This window comes from Gilliamella apicola, assembly GCF_003202915.1.
GTDB classification, from domain to species: Bacteria; Pseudomonadota; Gammaproteobacteria; order Enterobacterales; family Orbaceae; genus Gilliamella; species Gilliamella apicola_Q.
Genome location: NZ_QGLP01000004.1, coordinates 619,938 through 636,785, shown reverse-complemented (window position 1 = coordinate 636,785; position 16,848 = coordinate 619,938). Strand labels below are relative to the sequence as shown.

The window sequence follows — 16,848 nt, the reverse complement described above, 5'->3', positions numbered from 1 at the left end:
GTATTATCGCACCATTATGGTGCCTATGCTTATTTTTGGTGCTAGTGGCATGAAAAATCAAAATGTTACCATTAATTTGCGATACTCATCATAAGCAAAATGGTCAGTCATGCCACTAATGTAATCTTGAATCAAACGACAACGATAATAAAATTCCCAACAATTGAATTGTTGATCATCCAATTGAGCAAGTGCTTGTTGATAAGCCACACAATGTTTTGCTGATAATTTATGGTACAGTCGAGTTTCGATAGGATATTTTTTGTGATTATCGGTTTTGACTAATTTTATGAAATCGTCAGTAGGCATATTTAAAAGTGGGCTATAAATATCCAATAATCCAGTAATAATTCGGTAACCTTGAAGTTCTACATTTTCAACAGTCTCATGGTTAAAAATATGTTCAAATCCAACTGTTTTGAAGATGTTAAGTAATTTATATTCCGCATCATGATCTTCAAGTAGCGCGTGATTAAAAGAACCATGATAGATTGCTTCAATATTTTCAATAAATCGTTCTGCGGCATGAGGTACCAGATGACTTATAGTATTTACACGCAAATACATAAAAAATTGGTCGATACCTATTGCTTCAAATTCATTTTTTTTCAAATTATCATAAGGTCGATTGACTACTTCATCAAATAGATCACCTTTTTTAACTGGTCCCCATGCTTCTTTTAGATAATGATAAAGCTGCTGCACCGTTAAAATTTTCTTTTCAACTGCATCTTCAAGATCGGCAATACAATAAGAAATATCATCGGCAGCTTCCATAATATAAGTAAGCGGATAGCGGTGGAAAGGTTGAATATCTAATTGCTCTGACATCGTTTTAACAAAAGATTCCTCGGATAGATAATATCCAGGCTTTTTCATTAAATATTTAAATTCATCAGGTATAGGATCCGACCAATAAGCTGGTTTAGAATATTTAAAAATTGATGCAATCTGCGAGTAGGTTAAATTGAGTCGTAAGATAGTATGGACTAAACGAATCGCTTGTGCATTACCTTCAAAATTAGCCAGATCTTGACGTATTTTTAATTTCAAAGATTTAGTCGAATCATCATCAGCATCATTAATATTCAGCACCGGGTAAATTGATGTGGTGTCAATGCCTAAACGCAGAGCAAACCAATGATTGATTGCCGCTTCACCAAAATGACCAAATGGTGGATTACCAATGTCGTGCATTAGACAAGCCATTTCGACGAGGCTTTCAATTGACATGACTGAATTTTCCAAGCCAAATGTTTTTAATTTTCCTGATTTATTCAGTCGATTGACAATCTCTTTTACAATATAGCGACCAACTTGTTGTACTTCCATCGAGTGAGTAAGTCGGGTTCGAACGACGGAATTGCGTTCTAAAGGAAATACTTGGGTTTTTTGCTGTAAGCGCCTGATAGCAGCAGAATTAAGAATGCGTCCACGATCACTTTCAAAAAAACGTAAAATAGAATATTCATCAAATGCTTCACGTTGTTTACTCGCGTAGCGCTGATAATTAATTTTTTTACTAAAATCGATCATATCGCAATCTCTTGATTTAATCAGCTATAACTTCTGCATTGCCCACGTTATTGGTTGACTATATTCAGTCGGTAACAAAGCAGATAATTTACCTAATGCTTCAATCAATTCTGGTCGATGTTGATGAGTTAAGTTGATATGACCAACTTTACGCCCTATTCTAACTTCTTTTTCATACCAGTGTACATGGGCTAAATTAACTGATAGCCAATTAAGATTGAAATCTGTACCAATTAAATTAACCATTACCGATGGACAAAAGACATCCGGTTTAGGTAGCGGTAAACCTAAGATAGCGCGTAAATGCAATTCAAATTGGCTGATAGAGGCACCATTTTGCGTCCAATGTCCACTATTATGAACTCTTGGTGCTAATTCATTAATGAGTAAGTTATCACCAACAACAAAACATTCCATCGCCATGACGCCTATATAATTAAGCTTATGCATTATGCTTGAAAGCATCTGCTCCGCCTTCGTCTGTAATCTATTATTTTCACATGGAATGGCAACACTCATTTTTAAGATACCATCTTGGTGCAAATTATTTGTCAAAGGATAAAAGACTGTCTCACCATTGGCATTCCTAGCGCCAATCAGTGATAGCTCTTTTTCAAAAGGAATAGCTTGTTCAACAATAGTATTTTGACAAGCCTCGTCTGGAATCTGATCATCAACAGTAAGGCGCCATTGACCTCGTCCATCATAACCACCGATGCGACGTTTAACGATTAACAGATCACCTAACTTTTCAAAAAAACTTGACCACTCATGCTCATCATTAACCGAATACCATTTAGCCGTAGGTAAATTAAGTTGATCAAGAAGCTGTTTTTGGCTTAAACGATCGGCAATGATCGGAAATACATCTCGATTAACAAAATGCGGATGGCTAGCTAATATTTGGGTGAAAGGTGTTTGCGGCCAACGTTCTATTTCGGCTGTTATAACTGAATTTTGGTAAGGAATGGTTGCTGGAACAACATCCAAACCAACCGGATAGACATGAATACCTAAAGGCTCACCGGCCTGTCTTAACATACGCCCTAACTGGCCATTTCCTAAAACACAAACTGATTGAATTGTCATATTAGATGTCGACTCTCGGATCTGGATTATTTAAAACTTCATCGGTTTGACTTAATCGCCAATTTGATAAACGTTGATAGATATCTTGATTATGCAATGCTAAAATTTGTGCGGCTAATAACGCGGCATTTGCGGCCCCAGCTTTACCTATGGCTAAAGTCCCGACAGGAATACCTTTCGGCATTTGCACGATGGAATAAAGACTATCCACACCACTGAGTGCTGCACTTTGCACTGGAACACCCAATACCGGTACTAACGTTTTCGCGGCTAACATTCCGGGTAAATGGGCTGCGCCACCTGCTCCGGCAATAATCACATCGAAACCTTGTGATTTGGCAGTTTGCGCAAATTCAAATAATTTATCTGGTGTTCGATGTGCAGAAACAATTTCGACATGATAAGCGATGGTTAAGTTATCTAAGATATCGGCAGCGTGCTGCATAGTGGCCCAATCACTTTTTGAACCCATCACAATGGCAATTTTAGGTTGAGTTTGCATAAACAATTTAAGCGAGAGATAAAATATTAAGTGCCCAAAGTATACACTAAAATTAAATGATAGGGCTAGCAAGAAGTAAGGTTAATTATCAATAAGTTAAATTGCTAAATAGAGCATATGAAATCCGCCAAAACATGGCGGATTAGAATGAGTGATATTATGGATTAACAGCGGCAACAATTTTGATTTCAATCAAATATTCTTGTTTCATTAACCCCGCATTAACGGTACAACGAACTGGGGCTTTTCCTTTGGCGACCCATTCGTCCCATGCTTGGTTCATGGCGGTAAAATCACTTTTGTTTACTAAAAATAGCGTAGCATCCAAAATGCGAGTTTTATCACTATTTGCCCTTGCCAAGATCAGATCTATCTCGGCTAATGCACTTTTTGTTTGTAGATAAGCATCATCGCTCAAATCAGTGGGTACACTAGTGTAGTAAATTACATTGTTATGAATTACCGCCTCTGACCATCTTTCTGCCGGATCTATTCGAGTTATTGTCATTCTATTTTCCTTGAAAACTTCTTATTTAAGATACTTTTATAAAATCTGAACGTAATTTTTTAATCTCATCACGTAATACCCCCGCTTTTTCAAACTCCAGATTTTGAGCAGCTTCGTACATCATAGCTTCAAGCTCTTTGACTCTAGCTTGAACCTCTTTTATTGAAACATAATTATACTGACCACCTGGTTCAAACGCTTGAATTTTAGCTGTGGCTTTTTTAGTGCTTAAACCTGCATCTAAAATATCTTTGATCTCTTTGCGCACTGATTTCGGCATAATACCATGTGCTTGGTTAAAATCTTCCTGTTTTTTACGACGCCTTGCTGTTTCATCAATAGTGAGCTGCATGGCTGGAGTAATTTTGTCTGCATACAATATTGCTTTTCCATTAACGTTACGCGCGGCACGGCCAACAGTTTGAATTAATGAACTTTCGGAGCGTAAAAAACCTTCACGGTCAGCATCTAAAATCGCAACTAATGATACTTCAGGAATATCTAATCCTTCTCGTAGTAAGTTAATACCAACTAATACATCAATCTTACCTAAACGAAGATCACGGATAATTTCCATTCGTTCCACAGTGTTGATATCGGAATGCAAATATTTAACATTAACATTATGTTCAGATAAATAGTCAGTTAAATTTTCTGCCATACGTTTAGTTAATGTTGTGACTAAAACGCGTTCATCTTGATTTATGCGTAATTTAATCTCAGACAATAAATCATCAACTTGAGTTGCTACCGGCCTAACTTCAATGATTGGATCTAATAATCCTGTTGGCCTTACCACTTGCTCAATGATTTCACTACTTGATTTTTCAATTTCATATTTAGCCGGGGTTGCCGAAACATAAATCGTTTGTGGCATAATATTTTCGAATTCAACAAATTTTAATGGCCGATTATCTAAAGCTGATGGTAAACGAAAACCATACTCGACAAGATTTAATTTTCGCGATCTGTCGCCATTATACATCGCCCCCAATTGAGGGATCGCCACATGTGATTCATCAATAAACAATAAACCATCAGCGGGTAAATAATCAAATAACGTTGCTGGTGGATCACCAGCCTTACGTTGTGCTAAATAACGAGAATAGTTCTCAATACCTGAACAATAGCCGAGTTCAGTCATCATCTCTATATCAAATAGGGTTCGTTGTGTTAATCGTTGCTCTTCTAAAAGACGATTATTGTCCAATAAAACTCTTTGGCGCTCTTGGAGCTCTTGCTTAATTTCGACAATCGCATTATCCATGATATTTCTTGGTGTGACATAGTGTGTTTTGGGATAAATGGTAATCCGTGGTACTTCATTAATTGCATTACCTGTTAACGGATCAAATATAACAATCCTTTCAACTTCATCATCAAAAAGTTCAACACGCACAGCATGTTCATCAGAATCAGCAGGGAAAATATCAATAACATCACCACGAACTCGAAAAGTACCACGACTAAAGCCAATCTCATTACGAGTATATTGTAATTCGGCTAAACGCTGTAAGATTGCCCGTTGATCAGTAATAGTACCTCTTGCCAAATGTAATATCATTGACATGTAGGTTTCTGGTGCACCCAACCCATAAATAGCTGATACCGAGGCAACAATGACAACATCACGACGCTCTAATAACGATTTAGTTGCCGACAGTCGCATTTGCTCAATGTGTTCGTTAATCGATGCATCTTTCTCTATAAAGGTATCAGTTGAAGGCACATAAGATTCTGGCTGATAATAATCATAATACGAAACAAAATATTCCACCGCATTGTCAGGGAAAAAGGCTTTCATCTCACCATATAATTGCGCGGCCAAAGTTTTATTTGGCGCTAAAATTATGGTTGGGCGATTATGCTTAGCAATAACATTAGCCATAGTAAAAGTTTTACCGGATCCTGTCACGCCTAATAATGTTTGATGTGCAATTCCATCATCAAGATTTTGATTAATACGTTCAATCGCTGCTGGTTGATCTCCAGCCGGTTTAAAATCAGAACATAGTTTAAATTTTCTCATTACATCGCAACCTAAAATTTTACCTATTAATAAAAATTATCCCCAAAAACACTTGACCTTCAAAAATGTTATATTTTTTGTTCAGTTAAGTTAAAAGTATGTAAAGATATGTAAAAAAAAGAACCTTGATTTATGATAACATATTGATAAATATATATTATTATATTCATGCTTAACTTGTAACCAAATTAAATAAAAACCTGATAGGCATTGAAGTTAGCTCACTTTTCAATTAACTATTCACAGACTTATCCACAGGCAACGGGGATAACTTGCTAAGTGTAATCAATATAAACTTTTTTGAAGTTTTAGGCTAATAAATAGCCGCTAGAAAAAAGTTTTTATATCGATTATTCCTATTTTTAAATCATGTTTTAATAGTTTTTATCTAATACTTTATTTAATACTCTCTATTTTATATTGATAGCCAACAGTCTCATTAGGCACAAATGTTAATCGATGAGTGATGCATTTTGGCGCATCTTCTGCATGATGTGAAACAAACAACAATTGCGTATCACCTTTATCAATTAAATTATCTATCCAACTTTTAACCAATTCTCTGTTTAGCTGATCCAGTCCTTGTAACGGTTCATCTAAGATAAGTAAAGTTGGATGTTTAACTAACGCCCTAGCAATCAGTATTAATCGCTGTTGACCCCACGATAATGAGTGAAAAGGTTTTTCGGCTAAATCGGTTAAATCTAGTAATTGCAACCACTGCTTAACTAATTTTGACTGCTTATCACTAATCGCTTGGTAGACGCCAATTGAATCAAAGTAACCTGATATCAATACATTTTCTACACTCAAGCTAACGCGATAATCAAGATGTAAACTACTACTGACGTAACCAATATGGCGTTTAATGTCCCATATGGTTTCACCAGATCCTCTTTTACGCCCAAACAGTGTTAAATCGTTACTATATCCCTGAGGATGATCACCCGTTATTAGACTCAACAATGTCGATTTGCCCGCCCCATTTGGCCCAACTATTTGCCAATTTTCATTCGCTTTTACTAACCAATTTAGTCCATTAATAATTGCTTTACTATCATATTGAACATAACCATTATTTAAAATAATGCGGTCCAACGTATCGGGTAGTTGAATGGGAGTTTCATCCGGTTCGGGTAAAGTAAAGTTTGATAATTGTTCTAAATTTGCCAGTTGCTTGATGGCTACGTCATCTAATATGGTGTCTTTAGGTCCAAATTTCAATAGTTGACAATTAGCCAGTAAACCAATATTTTTTACAAATGTTGGAATTTCATTAAAACGATTTAATACCATTATAATCGTAATAGTTTGTGCAGATAATTGGCTTAGTTTTTCAGCTAAATTAGCTCGAGATGCCACATCTAAACCATCAAAAGGTTCATCTAATATTAATAGATCCGGTTGACTCATCAAGGTACGGCAGATCAATGTCTTTCGAGTTTCGCCAGTTGAGAGATATTTAAAACGGCGCTCTAAGAGATGTTCAATACCAAATTGCTGCGCTAAGTGTCTACAAAGTTCTGCGTCTTGATGCGTTTCCTGGATGATTTCAGCAGTTGTTAGTCCGGTATCATCTTCGTTGTCACTAAGCATATCGGTATTATTACGTTTCCATTCATCGTCTATTATTTTTTGTAGATGTTCAAATGAAATATGGGCTATTGATTTAAATTGATTAATTACTTCACCTGACAATAACGGTTGATCACCAGCTAATGCTTTAGCTAATACCGATTTACCCGCTCCATTTCGTCCCACAAAAGCAACAATATCACCATCATTAATGGTTAATGATTCAATAGTAAATACACGGAAATCACTTATCTTGAATACTGCATTTTTAATTTGTAACATAAATAATACCTCAAACAGCTAGACTAATGTAGCAACTATGATGTGCTGGGGATGAATGGATATAGTCGTTTGTTGACCTTCAATTAGTTTTAGTTGATTAACCTCATTAGTTGCTTTACTTGCATAAAGCATTATTCCAGACGGTAATGAAAATGAAATTTCAGATAATTGACCATCAATGACTATTTTTTCCACTTTAACTATTAACTGATTCTCATTTAAGTTATTCAATTCTATTAATGGCGCTTTAATCAGTAACAGAACCGTTTTATCAATGTTCAGTTTTAAACGTTTAATACTTTGCTGTGTAATATACGCTTTTAATTCGGTTTGATTATCATTCAATTTTACTTTTACCAAACCAGCAATATGAGTTGCTTCAATGCTTGAGACACTACCATAGATTTGATTGCGAGCACTAGTTTGTAAGGATAATTTAGCTGTTATTTTTAAAATATCATCAAGCAGTATATTGTCATCATTTAGAATATTAAAGGCTTTATATTGTAATTGGGTTAATAGGTCATAAAGCTGAATGAACCTTACCGCATAAGCACTGAGTTTTGTACCTCCACCATTTTTACCCCCGGTTGCGGTAATTAAAAAAGGTTTAGGTGCTAACTGGTTGATTTCATTTATCGCATCCCAAGCTGTTTTATAACTAATCCCTATTTGCTTTGCCGCTTGACTAAGTGAACCACTCTGTTCTATTGCTCTTAATAAATCAATTCGTCTTGGATCAGTAAATAATTGCTGATTGATATTCAAAGTTAATAATATGTCAGGTGACAGCATTATGTTATGCCTTAATTAAAAAAGCTACTTTTAGTAGAAAAGTCATTCTATTGTAGACGCTTTTTTCTTTTCCTTCAAAAAATGTACTCAGCAAAATTGATTAAAAGCAGTGTAATCTGCAAACTTTAATTGTACTTTATAAATAAAGTTTGATAGCATCGCTATATATTAAATTACATAACGATTGTGAGGAGTAAAATGAAAAAAATCATTGGAGTATTATTATCTTTAGCCACTTTATTTGTTAGTTTATCAACATCTGCTAGTCAAAAAATCACAGTATTTGCAGCAGCATCACTGACTAATGCAATGCAGGAGATTGCAACTTCCTACCAAACAGAACATCAAGATTGTGAAATCGTTTTCTCGTTTGCTTCATCTTCTGTATTAGCCAAACAAATTGAACAAGGTGCGCCTGCTGATATTTTTATGTCAGCGGATCAAAAGTGGATGGATTACCTTATTGAACACAAAGTCGCAACGGATAAACAAAATTTGTTAAAAAACGGTTTGGTATTAATTGCCCCTAAACAATCTAAATTAGAAAACGTGGTAATCAATGCCAATACCAATTGGCAAGCTATTTTACCCAAAGGGGAAAGATTAGCGATTGGTGACCCTGACCATGTTCCAGCAGGCCTTTATGCTAAAGAGTCTTTAACCAATTTAGGGGTATTTGATAAATTATTACCGCAAATGGCACCAGCAAGCAATGTTCGAGATGCATTAATGTTAGTCGAACGCAATGAAGCAGCCTTAGGTATTGTTTACAGCACTGATGCGAAAGTAAGTGATAAAGTGAAAATTATTGGTAGCTTTCCAGCTGATACATTTAAATCTATTGAATATCCAATTACATTACTCAAAGCTGATGCAACAGAATTTTATCAATATTTAAATTCAGAAAAAGCCAAAACTATTTTTCAAAAATATGGATTCATAACTGACTAGTATTTAAATAAGATGATATTAACTGAGTTTGAATGGCAAACATTGCTGCTAAGCTTAAAAATAGCCGGTGCAGCAATTATCTTCAGTCTTCCAGTAGGAATTTTGACCGCTTGGATTTTAGCGAGATGTCAATTTATTGGCAAATCACTCTTTGATAGTATTGTTCATCTTCCTTTAGTATTGCCTCCTGTGGTTTTAGGTTATCTATTACTTTTAACCATGGGACGCCATGGTTTTATTGGTGAATGGTTAGATAAGTGCTTTCATTTAAGTTTTAGCTTCAATTGGCAAGGTGCCGCGTTAGCTTCTGCGGTGGTTGCCTTTCCCCTTATGGTGCGATCGATCCGATTAGCAATTGAGTCCATTGATTGCCGGCTAGAAAACGTAGCTCGAACCCTTGGTGCTAAGCCATTTCGGGTCTTTATGACAATCACTTTACCGTTAGCTTTTCCGGGTATTTTAATGGGAATCGTACTCGGCTTTGCTCGTTGCTTAGGTGAATTTGGCGCCACAATTACCTTTGTATCAAATATTCAAGGTGAAACGCGTACTTTACCGTTAGCGATGTATACCCTATTACAGATCCCAGACGGCGAGTCAGCTGCATTACGACTTTGTATTGTTTCGATTATTTTATCGTTAGTCGCCTTATTCCTTTCAGAAATGTTAAATCGCTGGCACAAAAAGAAATTAACAGGATCGAAATAATGTTAAATATTAATGTAAGCAAAAAACTCGCTTCGTTTGTTTTTGAGTTTAAGCATGAAATTAATTGCCAAGGTGTAACGGCTATCCTTGGGGTTTCTGGTTCAGGAAAATCAACACTCATTAATCTTATTAATGGTTTGATTAAACCTGATATTGGTTATATCAATCTAAATCAGGAAACGTTAGTAAATACCGAAAAACATGTTTGTATCGCCCCAGAAAAAAGACAAATTGGTACGGTTTTTCAAGATGCGCTCCTCTTTCCACATTATAGGGTGATTAAAAACCTAACCTATGGGGCAAAATCGCTAAATTCTGAAAGATTTGATGAGATTGTAACGGTGCTTAATATCGGCTCCCTCCTTAATCGTTATCCTGCGATGCTCTCAGGTGGTGAAAAACAGCGGGTTGCCATTGGTCGAGCTTTATTAACTAATCCGCAATTATTACTGATGGATGAACCTTTATCAGCTTTAGATATGCCTCGTAAAAAAGAGTTGTTAAGTTATATTGATAAACTTGTCAGTGATTTAAATATACCTATTATCTATGTCACTCATAATATCAATGAGGTAAAACGTATCGCACAACATGTAGCCGTATTGGAGCAGGGAAAATTAATCGACTATGGCTCGACCGAGCAAATATTACAAAGTAATTATTTAAAAGAGTGGTTATAGAGCTTTAACGTAGCACTATTCGCTTCTTGTTTTATATAACTAACACCATCATGCCAAGCACCAAGTACCAATCTGGTTACTGATTCATCATTAATGATAAGATGATGGGTAGCCGGTTTATGGGTATGCCCATGAACCATAACATTGGCATTATGCTCAATCATCATATCAATCACTGCTTGTTGATTTACATCCATGATAGTTTCAGATTTTATTTGATTATGCTGATTACTTTCTTTTCGTAATTTGCTAGCGATTTTTAAGCGAATAAACAGTGGCATTAATAAAAATAACCTTTGTAACCACTTTTTATGCATGATTTTTCGAAATTTTTGATATTGAGGATCATCAATACAAAGCAGATCACCATGTAAAAAAACAATGTTTTTATTCTGATTTGCTAAACAATTTATATCCCCTAATAGCGTCATATCACACCGCTTAGCGTACTGCTTGCCAATCAGAAAATCACGATTACCGTGAACAAAAAACTTTTTAATTTGCCTTGAGGATAACGCATTTAAAGCGTCTGAAATTTGATTGTGTAGTGTTGAACGAACATCATCACCTACCCAATAATCAAACAAATCGCCTAGAATATAGAGTTCACATTGATTAGGTAGTTGTTCAAGGAAAGACAAAAAGCCTGCTGTAATATCAAAGTGATGTGCAGCAGGCTCATTTTCACCGAGATGAATATCGGCAATAAAAAAACGAACAGGATTATTCAACCGTCACACTCTTAACAAGAACGTCTTCGACAGGCACATCAGAATGCATCCCGTTACGTCCAGTTTTGACTGCTTTGATCTTATCAACCACATCCATACCATCTACCACTTCAGCAAACACACAGTAACCAAAGCCATTGATATCAGAAGAACGATAATTTAAATAATCATTGTCCACAACATTGATAAAAAATTGAGCAGTCGCAGAATGTGGATCGGTTGTACGCGCCATAGCTAAAGTACCACGACTATTTTTTAAACCATTATCAGCCTCATTTTTAATTGGAGCTTTAGTTTTTTTCTGGTTCATACCCGGTTCGAATCCACCACCTTGGATCATAAAATTGTCGATCACTCGGTGAAAAATGGTATTGTCATAAAAACCTTCTTGGCAATATTCAATAAAGTTTTTGACTGTTTCTGGAGCTTTGTCATCAAAAGTATTAATCTTAATATCACCTAAAGAAGTATGAAATATAATCATAAAATGTCCCTTATTTTCATTTTATTAATACATAAAATTTGAAAAAAATAAGCCTTTTAATAATGGCTTACTCACTAAATCTTTCACATGCTTCTAATGTATTGCTCATTAACATTGCAACGGTCATTGGGCCTACACCACCGGGAACAGGGGTGATCCAGCCTGCATATTGGCTAGCAACGTCGAATTCAACATCACCAACGAGTTTGCCATCAGGTAAACGGTTTATACCAACATCAATCACGATGGCACCGGGTTTTATCCATTCCCCTTTAACGTAATTAGGAATCCCAACACCAGCAACAACAATATCAGCATTACGAACATGTTTTTCTAAATCAACAGTTCGGCTATGAGTTATTGTCGTAGTACAGCCTAATAGCAGTAATTCTAATGCCATTGGTCGACCAACAATACTCGATGCACCAACAACAGTGGCATTCAAGCCGGATAAATTAATACCTGTTGATTCTAACATTTTAACCACACCATAAGGTGTACATGGGCGTAAAATTGGATCGCGTTGTAACAAGTGGCCAATGTTATAAGGATGAAAGCCATCAACATCTTTACGCGGATCGATACGTTCTAGCACTTTTGTCTTATCAATATTATCCGGTAGGGGAAGCTGAACTAAGATACCATGCACGTCAGCACGTTGATTCAATTCATCAATTAACGCTAATAGTTCCTCTGTAGTTGAGGAAGGATAATCATAAGCAAAAGAAGCAAATCCCACATCATCACAAGCTTTCTGCTTATTTTTAACATAAATTTTTGAGGCCGGATCTGAGCCGACTTGTATAACAGCTAATCCAGGAACCGATAAACCTTGTTCAGTACGTGATGCTACCTTTTTGGCAATTTCGTTACGTATTTGTTGTGCTAACGCTTTACCATCAATTATTTTTGCAGTCATAAGCGATTACTTCTTTTACCTATTCATTGTGAATGAGGTATTCTCGCAAAAGTTTTTATTGTTGTCTATTCACTTGTCGATTGATTGGTGAAGTTCTGTCAAAATCTGTTGATATTGTTGATCTACATCAGTAATTACCGAACAGATATGCGCATCAAATGCCTTAAGTTTTGGTTTTTGAGTTTTCCATTCATTTTTTGAAATATCTTTGATAGCACCGAAGTTTTTAAAAAAGTTAAATTCTACAATACTCCCCCCAACTACGTTATAAAAAATGCGTTCACCAATATCCTCCCCATCTTTTTTTATATTATTAAAGTTTTGATAGTAAAACGTTGTAGTGCCATTTTCTGTATTAATTGAACGATGCAATAATTTAACTAACCGTTTATAAAGTTTATTTAATTCACTATGTAGTTCACGATCATCACTCAATTTTCTGGTTATTGCTTGATCAAAAGCAACTTTTACTTCTAACAATAAATTTAATGATTGTTGTTCTAGTTGTGGTAGTTGTAAACGTAGACTTTTCTGAAACTCATTAAGTTTTTTACGTAACGACTTATTCACTAATACTGTTTTTGCATTTAATACCACTTGCTCATCACTCATGATGGATAAATCATTTGATTGATTAACGATATGGATGTTATTTTTATTTATCACAATATCGTAACTTGGTTTGACTGGGCACTCTTTTTTAGCGGCAAACGCTGTTATTGATAATGTTAATAAAAAAAGAAATAGTATTTTTTTTAGCATGCTGACATCCATTTAATGATTGAAATTAAAATTATAGCGAGTAATATCAAATTAGCACTAAATTTAAAAGTTAAAAAAAACCATCCTCAACTTTTTAGATAAAAATCGATAAAATATTCGATTAATTATTCAATTGATTAAAACGCATACCTAACTCGCTATGCAAGTAAAGTATCAATAGATATAATCTATTATATTAACTAGGTTTAACTACTTTTTTTTATTTCAAACTAAAGTATAGTAAATCCATCAAGCAAATTTAACTTATTCGAGGTGATATATGTATGCTGTAATTTTCGGACGTCAAGGATGTCCATATTGTGTGCGAGCTAAAGAGCTTGCTGAAAAGTTATCTCAAGAACGCGATGATTTTTCTTATCGTTATGTTGATATCAACGCTGAAGGTATTACCAAAGAAGATCTTTCAAAAAGTGTTGGTAAACCGGTCGAAACCGTACCACAAATTTTTATCGATGAAAAACCAATTGGTGGTTGCACTGATTTTGAAGCCTATGCCAAAGCTAATTTGGGATTATTTCAAGGATAAATATTCTGCATAATAAATACAGATAGACCACCTCGGTGGTTTATCTGATCTTAACGACCCGGTAATTTTTGCCAAGTCACTTCATTACGTAAATAAGTTGGTTCAACATCTTCAACTTTAACAACGTCATTTTTCAACCATTTCTTATGGGCGATGACAACTAAATCTTGCGCTTCTGGTAACCATACTTCACTTTGCTTAATCTCTGGTAACATATTAGGATAAGTTTGCCACCCGGTACCAGCCAAATAATAGTTATTATCAATATACTGAATTTTTGATTTCACATATTCAGGTTTGATAACACATTCAGCAATAATCGCTTGCCACTCTTGATTTTGATATTGATATTGACCTAAATAGACCTCACCCATTCTAGCATCTATCGCCGGAATAACTTTCGTTGATCCAGTTGTTCTATAACATCCTTGCGCCAAAGTCATCAAGGTTGACACACCTATCATCGGTTTATCAATGCCCAATGCTAATCCTTGAGCAACCCCTATACCAATTCTCACGCCAGTAAAACTACCAGGACCTTGCGCAAAAGCAATAGCATCAAGTTGTGAAAGGGTACAGCCTGATTGATTTAAAATATTATCAACCATTGGTAAGATCTTTTTAGTATGATCTCGCGCCGAAATCATGAAATCGTGGGTGATTTCATTTCGATAAAATAATGCTACGGAACAAGCTTCTGTTGAAGTATCAATGGCTAAAATAGTACTCATTTGTTTTCCAAATTATCAGGTTCATTGTTAGATAATAAAAAATCGATTACCTTGTTAACATCTCGGGTTCTTGGTGATGGCGGTAAACTATTAATAAACGTTGCGCCATAAGGGCGCATCACTAATCGATTATCACAAATTATAATCGCTCCACGATCGTTATGATGACGGATCAATCGCCCCACCCCCTGTTTTAAGGTAATAACAGCTTCAGGTAATTGCACTTCATTAAAGGCATCACCACCTTGCATTTGGCAATCCTCCATGCGTGCTTTCATTAAAGGATCATCCGGTGAGGTAAACGGTAACTTATCTATAATAACACAAGATAAAGTATCGCCCCTAACATCAATCCCTTCCCAAAAACTACTGGTTGCGATTAATAGTGCATTACCGCTTTCAATAAATTGTTCAAGAAGTTTTGTTTTGCTAGTTTCACCTTGAACCAACACCGGTAATTTGGTAAGCAATCGAAATTTTTCAGCTAATGCATTCATCATTGCATAAGATGTACAAAGAAAAAAACAACGACCATTATTAGCCTCAATAACCGGTAATAAAATATCAACGAGTTTTTCTGCATTGCCTCGTTCATTTGGTGATGGTAGATAGCGCGGTACACACAAAATCGTCTGATTGATATAGTCAAATGGGCTTTCTAAAATTAAGGATTCAGCGTTGGTTAGCCCTAAACGTTTAGTAAAATAATCTAATTGATTATCGACTGATAATGTTGCTGAGGTAAATATCCAGCTACCTTCTCGCTGGGTTAATAATTCTTCAAATTTTTCCGTTACCGATAATGGTGTTAATGCAAAGAGAAAAGAACTATAGGTGCTTTCATACCAATAGCTATAACCAGGTACATGAGTTTCTGTCAACTTTTTTAACAATTGCTGGTACTGATTAACCCGGTCATAACAATTATCTAATGTGGTAGATCGACCTATGGCTAACAATAAAACTTCTTTACAAAAATCAAGAGCATCAAACAGATAAGATAATTCTTGTTTAATACTGGATTGATTAAATAGAAAACGAAGATTACCTTTGTTATTCTGCTGACTGATTAATATTCGCAAATCTTGAGTACATTTTTGCAGTTTATCAGCGCACTGCTGTAACTGAGACATATCTTTAACTTCGGTTCGATAAGCCAAATTTATCTCTTTAGCTAAGTCAAATAGTTGTCGACTCGTTAACTGCTCGCCAAAATAGTGACAGGCAAGATCGGGAAGTTGATGAGCTTCATCAAATATCATTACATTAGCTTTAGGAATTAGCTCGCCAAATCCGGTATCTTTAACCACTACATCAGCCAAAAATAGATGATGATTAACCACCACAATATCCGCATTTAACGCCCGTTTACGGGCTTTAACCACATAACAATCATTATAATGCTCACAATCACTGCCTAAACAATTATCGTTAGTACTGGTTAAGATTGGCCAAATTGGATTGTCTTCAGTCACCGTAGTACATTTACTGATATCACCATCTTTAGTTTTGATTGACCAGTTTTTTACCCGAACTAAATCTGTACGTAAACTCTTATCTAAATCTCCTGCTGTCGCATATTGGTGATACATACGCTCTAAACAAAGATAATTGGCTCGCCCTTTGAGAAGTGAAATTTTACCCGTATAGTCCAGCGCTTTTTTGATAATGGGTAAGTCTTTACTATACAACTGTTCTTGTAAATTTTTAGAACCCGTCGAGATAATTACTTTTTTATCACTACGTAATGCAGGAACCAAATATGCAAAGGTTTTACCTGTTCCCGTTCCCGCTTCCACTACCAGCGAATGTTGGGCGTTGATTGCTTCAGTGACTTTATTTGCCATACGCCTTTGTGGTTCTCGTGCAACAAAACCATCTATAGCCGTCGCAAGCAAACCATTTTCTGCAAAATCATCAATCACTTAAAATGCACCTAATTAAAAGATAAATCTAATTTGTCTATCCACACTGGAAAATTTATTTAATAAATAAGCTAACGTTAGAAAAAAACAATTA

General features: G+C 35.5%; 17 protein-coding genes. 4 read left to right on the top strand and 13 right to left on the bottom strand.

Going from position 1 to position 16,848, the window contains the following annotated elements; all coding sequences use genetic code 11:
* Positions 1–57 precede the first annotated feature (57 nt).
* The 7 genes from dgt to DKK79_RS04445 form a co-directional block, all read right to left on the bottom strand.
* A complete protein-coding gene (gene dgt / locus DKK79_RS04475) occupies positions 58–1,536 on the bottom strand; it encodes a dGTPase (RefSeq protein ID WP_110423011.1) in 1,479 nt (492 codons plus the stop codon).
* Between the two features lie 24 nt (positions 1,537–1,560).
* Entirely contained in the window at positions 1,561–2,619 is a 1,059-nt protein-coding gene (gene purK / locus DKK79_RS04470; protein WP_110423305.1) for a 5-(carboxyamino)imidazole ribonucleotide synthase, read from the bottom strand.
* 7 nt (positions 2,620–2,626) lie between these two features.
* Complete coding sequence (gene purE / locus DKK79_RS04465; protein WP_034882962.1) at positions 2,627–3,127, bottom strand: 5-(carboxyamino)imidazole ribonucleotide mutase; 501 nt, start codon at positions 3,125–3,127, stop codon at positions 2,627–2,629.
* Between the two features lie 157 nt (positions 3,128–3,284).
* Positions 3,285–3,635 (bottom strand): RidA family protein, encoded by a 351-nt coding sequence (locus tag DKK79_RS04460; RefSeq protein WP_034882961.1) that lies wholly within the window; start codon positions 3,633–3,635, stop codon positions 3,285–3,287.
* Between the two features lie 25 nt (positions 3,636–3,660).
* Positions 3,661–5,664 carry an excinuclease ABC subunit UvrB gene (uvrB, locus tag DKK79_RS04455; RefSeq protein WP_034882960.1) on the bottom strand — a complete coding sequence of 668 codons (2,004 nt, stop codon included), beginning with the start codon at positions 5,662–5,664 and terminating at the stop codon, positions 3,661–3,663.
* A gap of 396 nt (positions 5,665–6,060) precedes the next feature.
* Positions 6,061–7,521: a molybdate ABC transporter ATP-binding protein ModF gene (gene modF, locus DKK79_RS04450; RefSeq protein WP_034882959.1), complete on the bottom strand. Its 1,461-nt coding sequence runs from the start codon at positions 7,519–7,521 to the stop codon at positions 6,061–6,063.
* 18 nt (positions 7,522–7,539) lie between these two features.
* A complete protein-coding gene (locus DKK79_RS04445; RefSeq protein WP_110423010.1) occupies positions 7,540–8,316 on the bottom strand; it encodes a TOBE domain-containing protein in 777 nt (258 codons plus the stop codon).
* Between the two features lie 198 nt (positions 8,317–8,514).
* Between DKK79_RS04445 and modA the strand changes: the two genes are divergently transcribed.
* The 3 genes from modA to modC are packed head-to-tail and all read left to right on the top strand — an operon-like array spanning position 8,515 to position 10,655.
* Positions 8,515–9,267 (top strand): molybdate ABC transporter substrate-binding protein, encoded by a 753-nt coding sequence (modA, locus tag DKK79_RS04440; RefSeq protein ID WP_110423009.1) that lies wholly within the window; start codon positions 8,515–8,517, stop codon positions 9,265–9,267.
* Between the two features lie 12 nt (positions 9,268–9,279).
* Positions 9,280–9,975: a molybdate ABC transporter permease subunit gene (gene modB / locus DKK79_RS04435; protein ID WP_110423008.1), complete on the top strand. Its 696-nt coding sequence runs from the start codon at positions 9,280–9,282 to the stop codon at positions 9,973–9,975.
* Positions 9,975–10,655, top strand: coding sequence for a molybdenum ABC transporter ATP-binding protein (modC, locus tag DKK79_RS04430; RefSeq protein WP_110423007.1), 681 nt, complete (start codon positions 9,975–9,977; stop codon positions 10,653–10,655). Before modB ends, modC begins: the two co-directional genes overlap by 1 nt.
* On the opposite strand, the gene DKK79_RS04425 is transcribed toward modC, so the two are convergent.
* The 4 genes from DKK79_RS04425 to DKK79_RS04410 all read right to left on the bottom strand — a co-directional run bounded on the left by DKK79_RS04425 (position 10,634) and on the right by DKK79_RS04410 (position 13,551).
* Positions 10,634–11,386, bottom strand: a complete 753-nt coding sequence (locus DKK79_RS04425; RefSeq protein WP_110423006.1) for a UDP-2,3-diacylglucosamine diphosphatase — start codon at positions 11,384–11,386, stop codon at positions 10,634–10,636. The genes modC and DKK79_RS04425 overlap by 22 nt on opposite strands.
* Positions 11,379–11,870, bottom strand: coding sequence for a peptidylprolyl isomerase B (gene ppiB / locus DKK79_RS04420; protein WP_110423005.1), 492 nt, complete (start codon positions 11,868–11,870; stop codon positions 11,379–11,381). The genes DKK79_RS04425 and ppiB overlap by 8 nt, the downstream gene beginning before the upstream one ends.
* A 67-nt stretch (positions 11,871–11,937) precedes the next feature.
* On the bottom strand, positions 11,938–12,789 hold the full coding sequence (gene folD, locus DKK79_RS04415; protein ID WP_110423004.1) for a bifunctional methylenetetrahydrofolate dehydrogenase/methenyltetrahydrofolate cyclohydrolase FolD: 852 nt from the start codon (positions 12,787–12,789) through the stop codon (positions 11,938–11,940).
* 69 nt (positions 12,790–12,858) lie between these two features.
* Complete coding sequence (locus tag DKK79_RS04410; protein WP_181415228.1) at positions 12,859–13,551, bottom strand: DUF2884 family protein; 693 nt, start codon at positions 13,549–13,551, stop codon at positions 12,859–12,861.
* A gap of 280 nt (positions 13,552–13,831) precedes the next feature.
* On the opposite strand from DKK79_RS04410, the gene DKK79_RS04405 reads away from it, so the two are divergent.
* Positions 13,832–14,098: a GrxA family glutaredoxin gene (locus DKK79_RS04405; RefSeq protein WP_034882950.1), complete on the top strand. Its 267-nt coding sequence runs from the start codon at positions 13,832–13,834 to the stop codon at positions 14,096–14,098.
* Positions 14,099–14,148: 50 nt separating this feature from the next.
* Here DKK79_RS04405 and tsaB read toward each other — a convergent pair whose 3' ends face one another.
* Both tsaB and DKK79_RS04395 read right to left on the bottom strand, forming a co-directional pair.
* On the bottom strand, positions 14,149–14,829 hold the full coding sequence (tsaB, locus tag DKK79_RS04400; RefSeq protein WP_110423002.1) for a tRNA (adenosine(37)-N6)-threonylcarbamoyltransferase complex dimerization subunit type 1 TsaB: 681 nt from the start codon (positions 14,827–14,829) through the stop codon (positions 14,149–14,151).
* Positions 14,826–16,754, bottom strand: coding sequence for an ATP-dependent DNA helicase (locus DKK79_RS04395; protein ID WP_110423001.1), 1,929 nt, complete (start codon positions 16,752–16,754; stop codon positions 14,826–14,828). Before DKK79_RS04395 ends, tsaB begins: the two co-directional genes overlap by 4 nt.
* Between the last annotated feature and the right edge of the window lie 94 nt (positions 16,755–16,848).

What these genes read in the sequence shown, in the direction of transcription:
- modB (WP_110423008.1), top strand. Translation starts at nt 9,280, where the DNA reads ATGATATTAACTGAGTTTGAATGGCAAACATTGCTGCTAAGCTTAAAA.
- ppiB (WP_110423005.1), bottom strand. Translation starts at nt 11,870, where the DNA reads ATGATTATATTTCATACTTCTTTAGGTGATATTAAGATTAATACTTTT.
- modA (WP_110423009.1), top strand. Translation starts at nt 8,515, where the DNA reads ATGAAAAAAATCATTGGAGTATTATTATCTTTAGCCACTTTATTTGTT.
- DKK79_RS04410 (WP_181415228.1), bottom strand. Translation starts at nt 13,551, where the DNA reads ATGCTAAAAAAAATACTATTTCTTTTTTTATTAACATTATCAATAACA.
- folD (WP_110423004.1), bottom strand. Translation starts at nt 12,789, where the DNA reads ATGACTGCAAAAATAATTGATGGTAAAGCGTTAGCACAACAAATACGT.
- tsaB (WP_110423002.1), bottom strand. Translation starts at nt 14,829, where the DNA reads ATGAGTACTATTTTAGCCATTGATACTTCAACAGAAGCTTGTTCCGTA.
- DKK79_RS04460 (WP_034882961.1), bottom strand. Translation starts at nt 3,635, where the DNA reads ATGACAATAACTCGAATAGATCCGGCAGAAAGATGGTCAGAGGCGGTA.
- DKK79_RS04405 (WP_034882950.1), top strand. Translation starts at nt 13,832, where the DNA reads ATGTATGCTGTAATTTTCGGACGTCAAGGATGTCCATATTGTGTGCGA.
- DKK79_RS04445 (WP_110423010.1), bottom strand. Translation starts at nt 8,316, where the DNA reads ATGCTGTCACCTGACATATTATTAACTTTGAATATCAATCAGCAATTA.
- uvrB (WP_034882960.1), bottom strand. Translation starts at nt 5,664, where the DNA reads ATGAGAAAATTTAAACTATGTTCTGATTTTAAACCGGCTGGAGATCAA.
- dgt (WP_110423011.1), bottom strand. Translation starts at nt 1,536, where the DNA reads ATGATCGATTTTAGTAAAAAAATTAATTATCAGCGCTACGCGAGTAAA.
- modF (WP_034882959.1), bottom strand. Translation starts at nt 7,521, where the DNA reads ATGTTACAAATTAAAAATGCAGTATTCAAGATAAGTGATTTCCGTGTA.
- purE (WP_034882962.1), bottom strand. Translation starts at nt 3,127, where the DNA reads ATGCAAACTCAACCTAAAATTGCCATTGTGATGGGTTCAAAAAGTGAT.
- modC (WP_110423007.1), top strand. Translation starts at nt 9,975, where the DNA reads ATGTTAAATATTAATGTAAGCAAAAAACTCGCTTCGTTTGTTTTTGAG.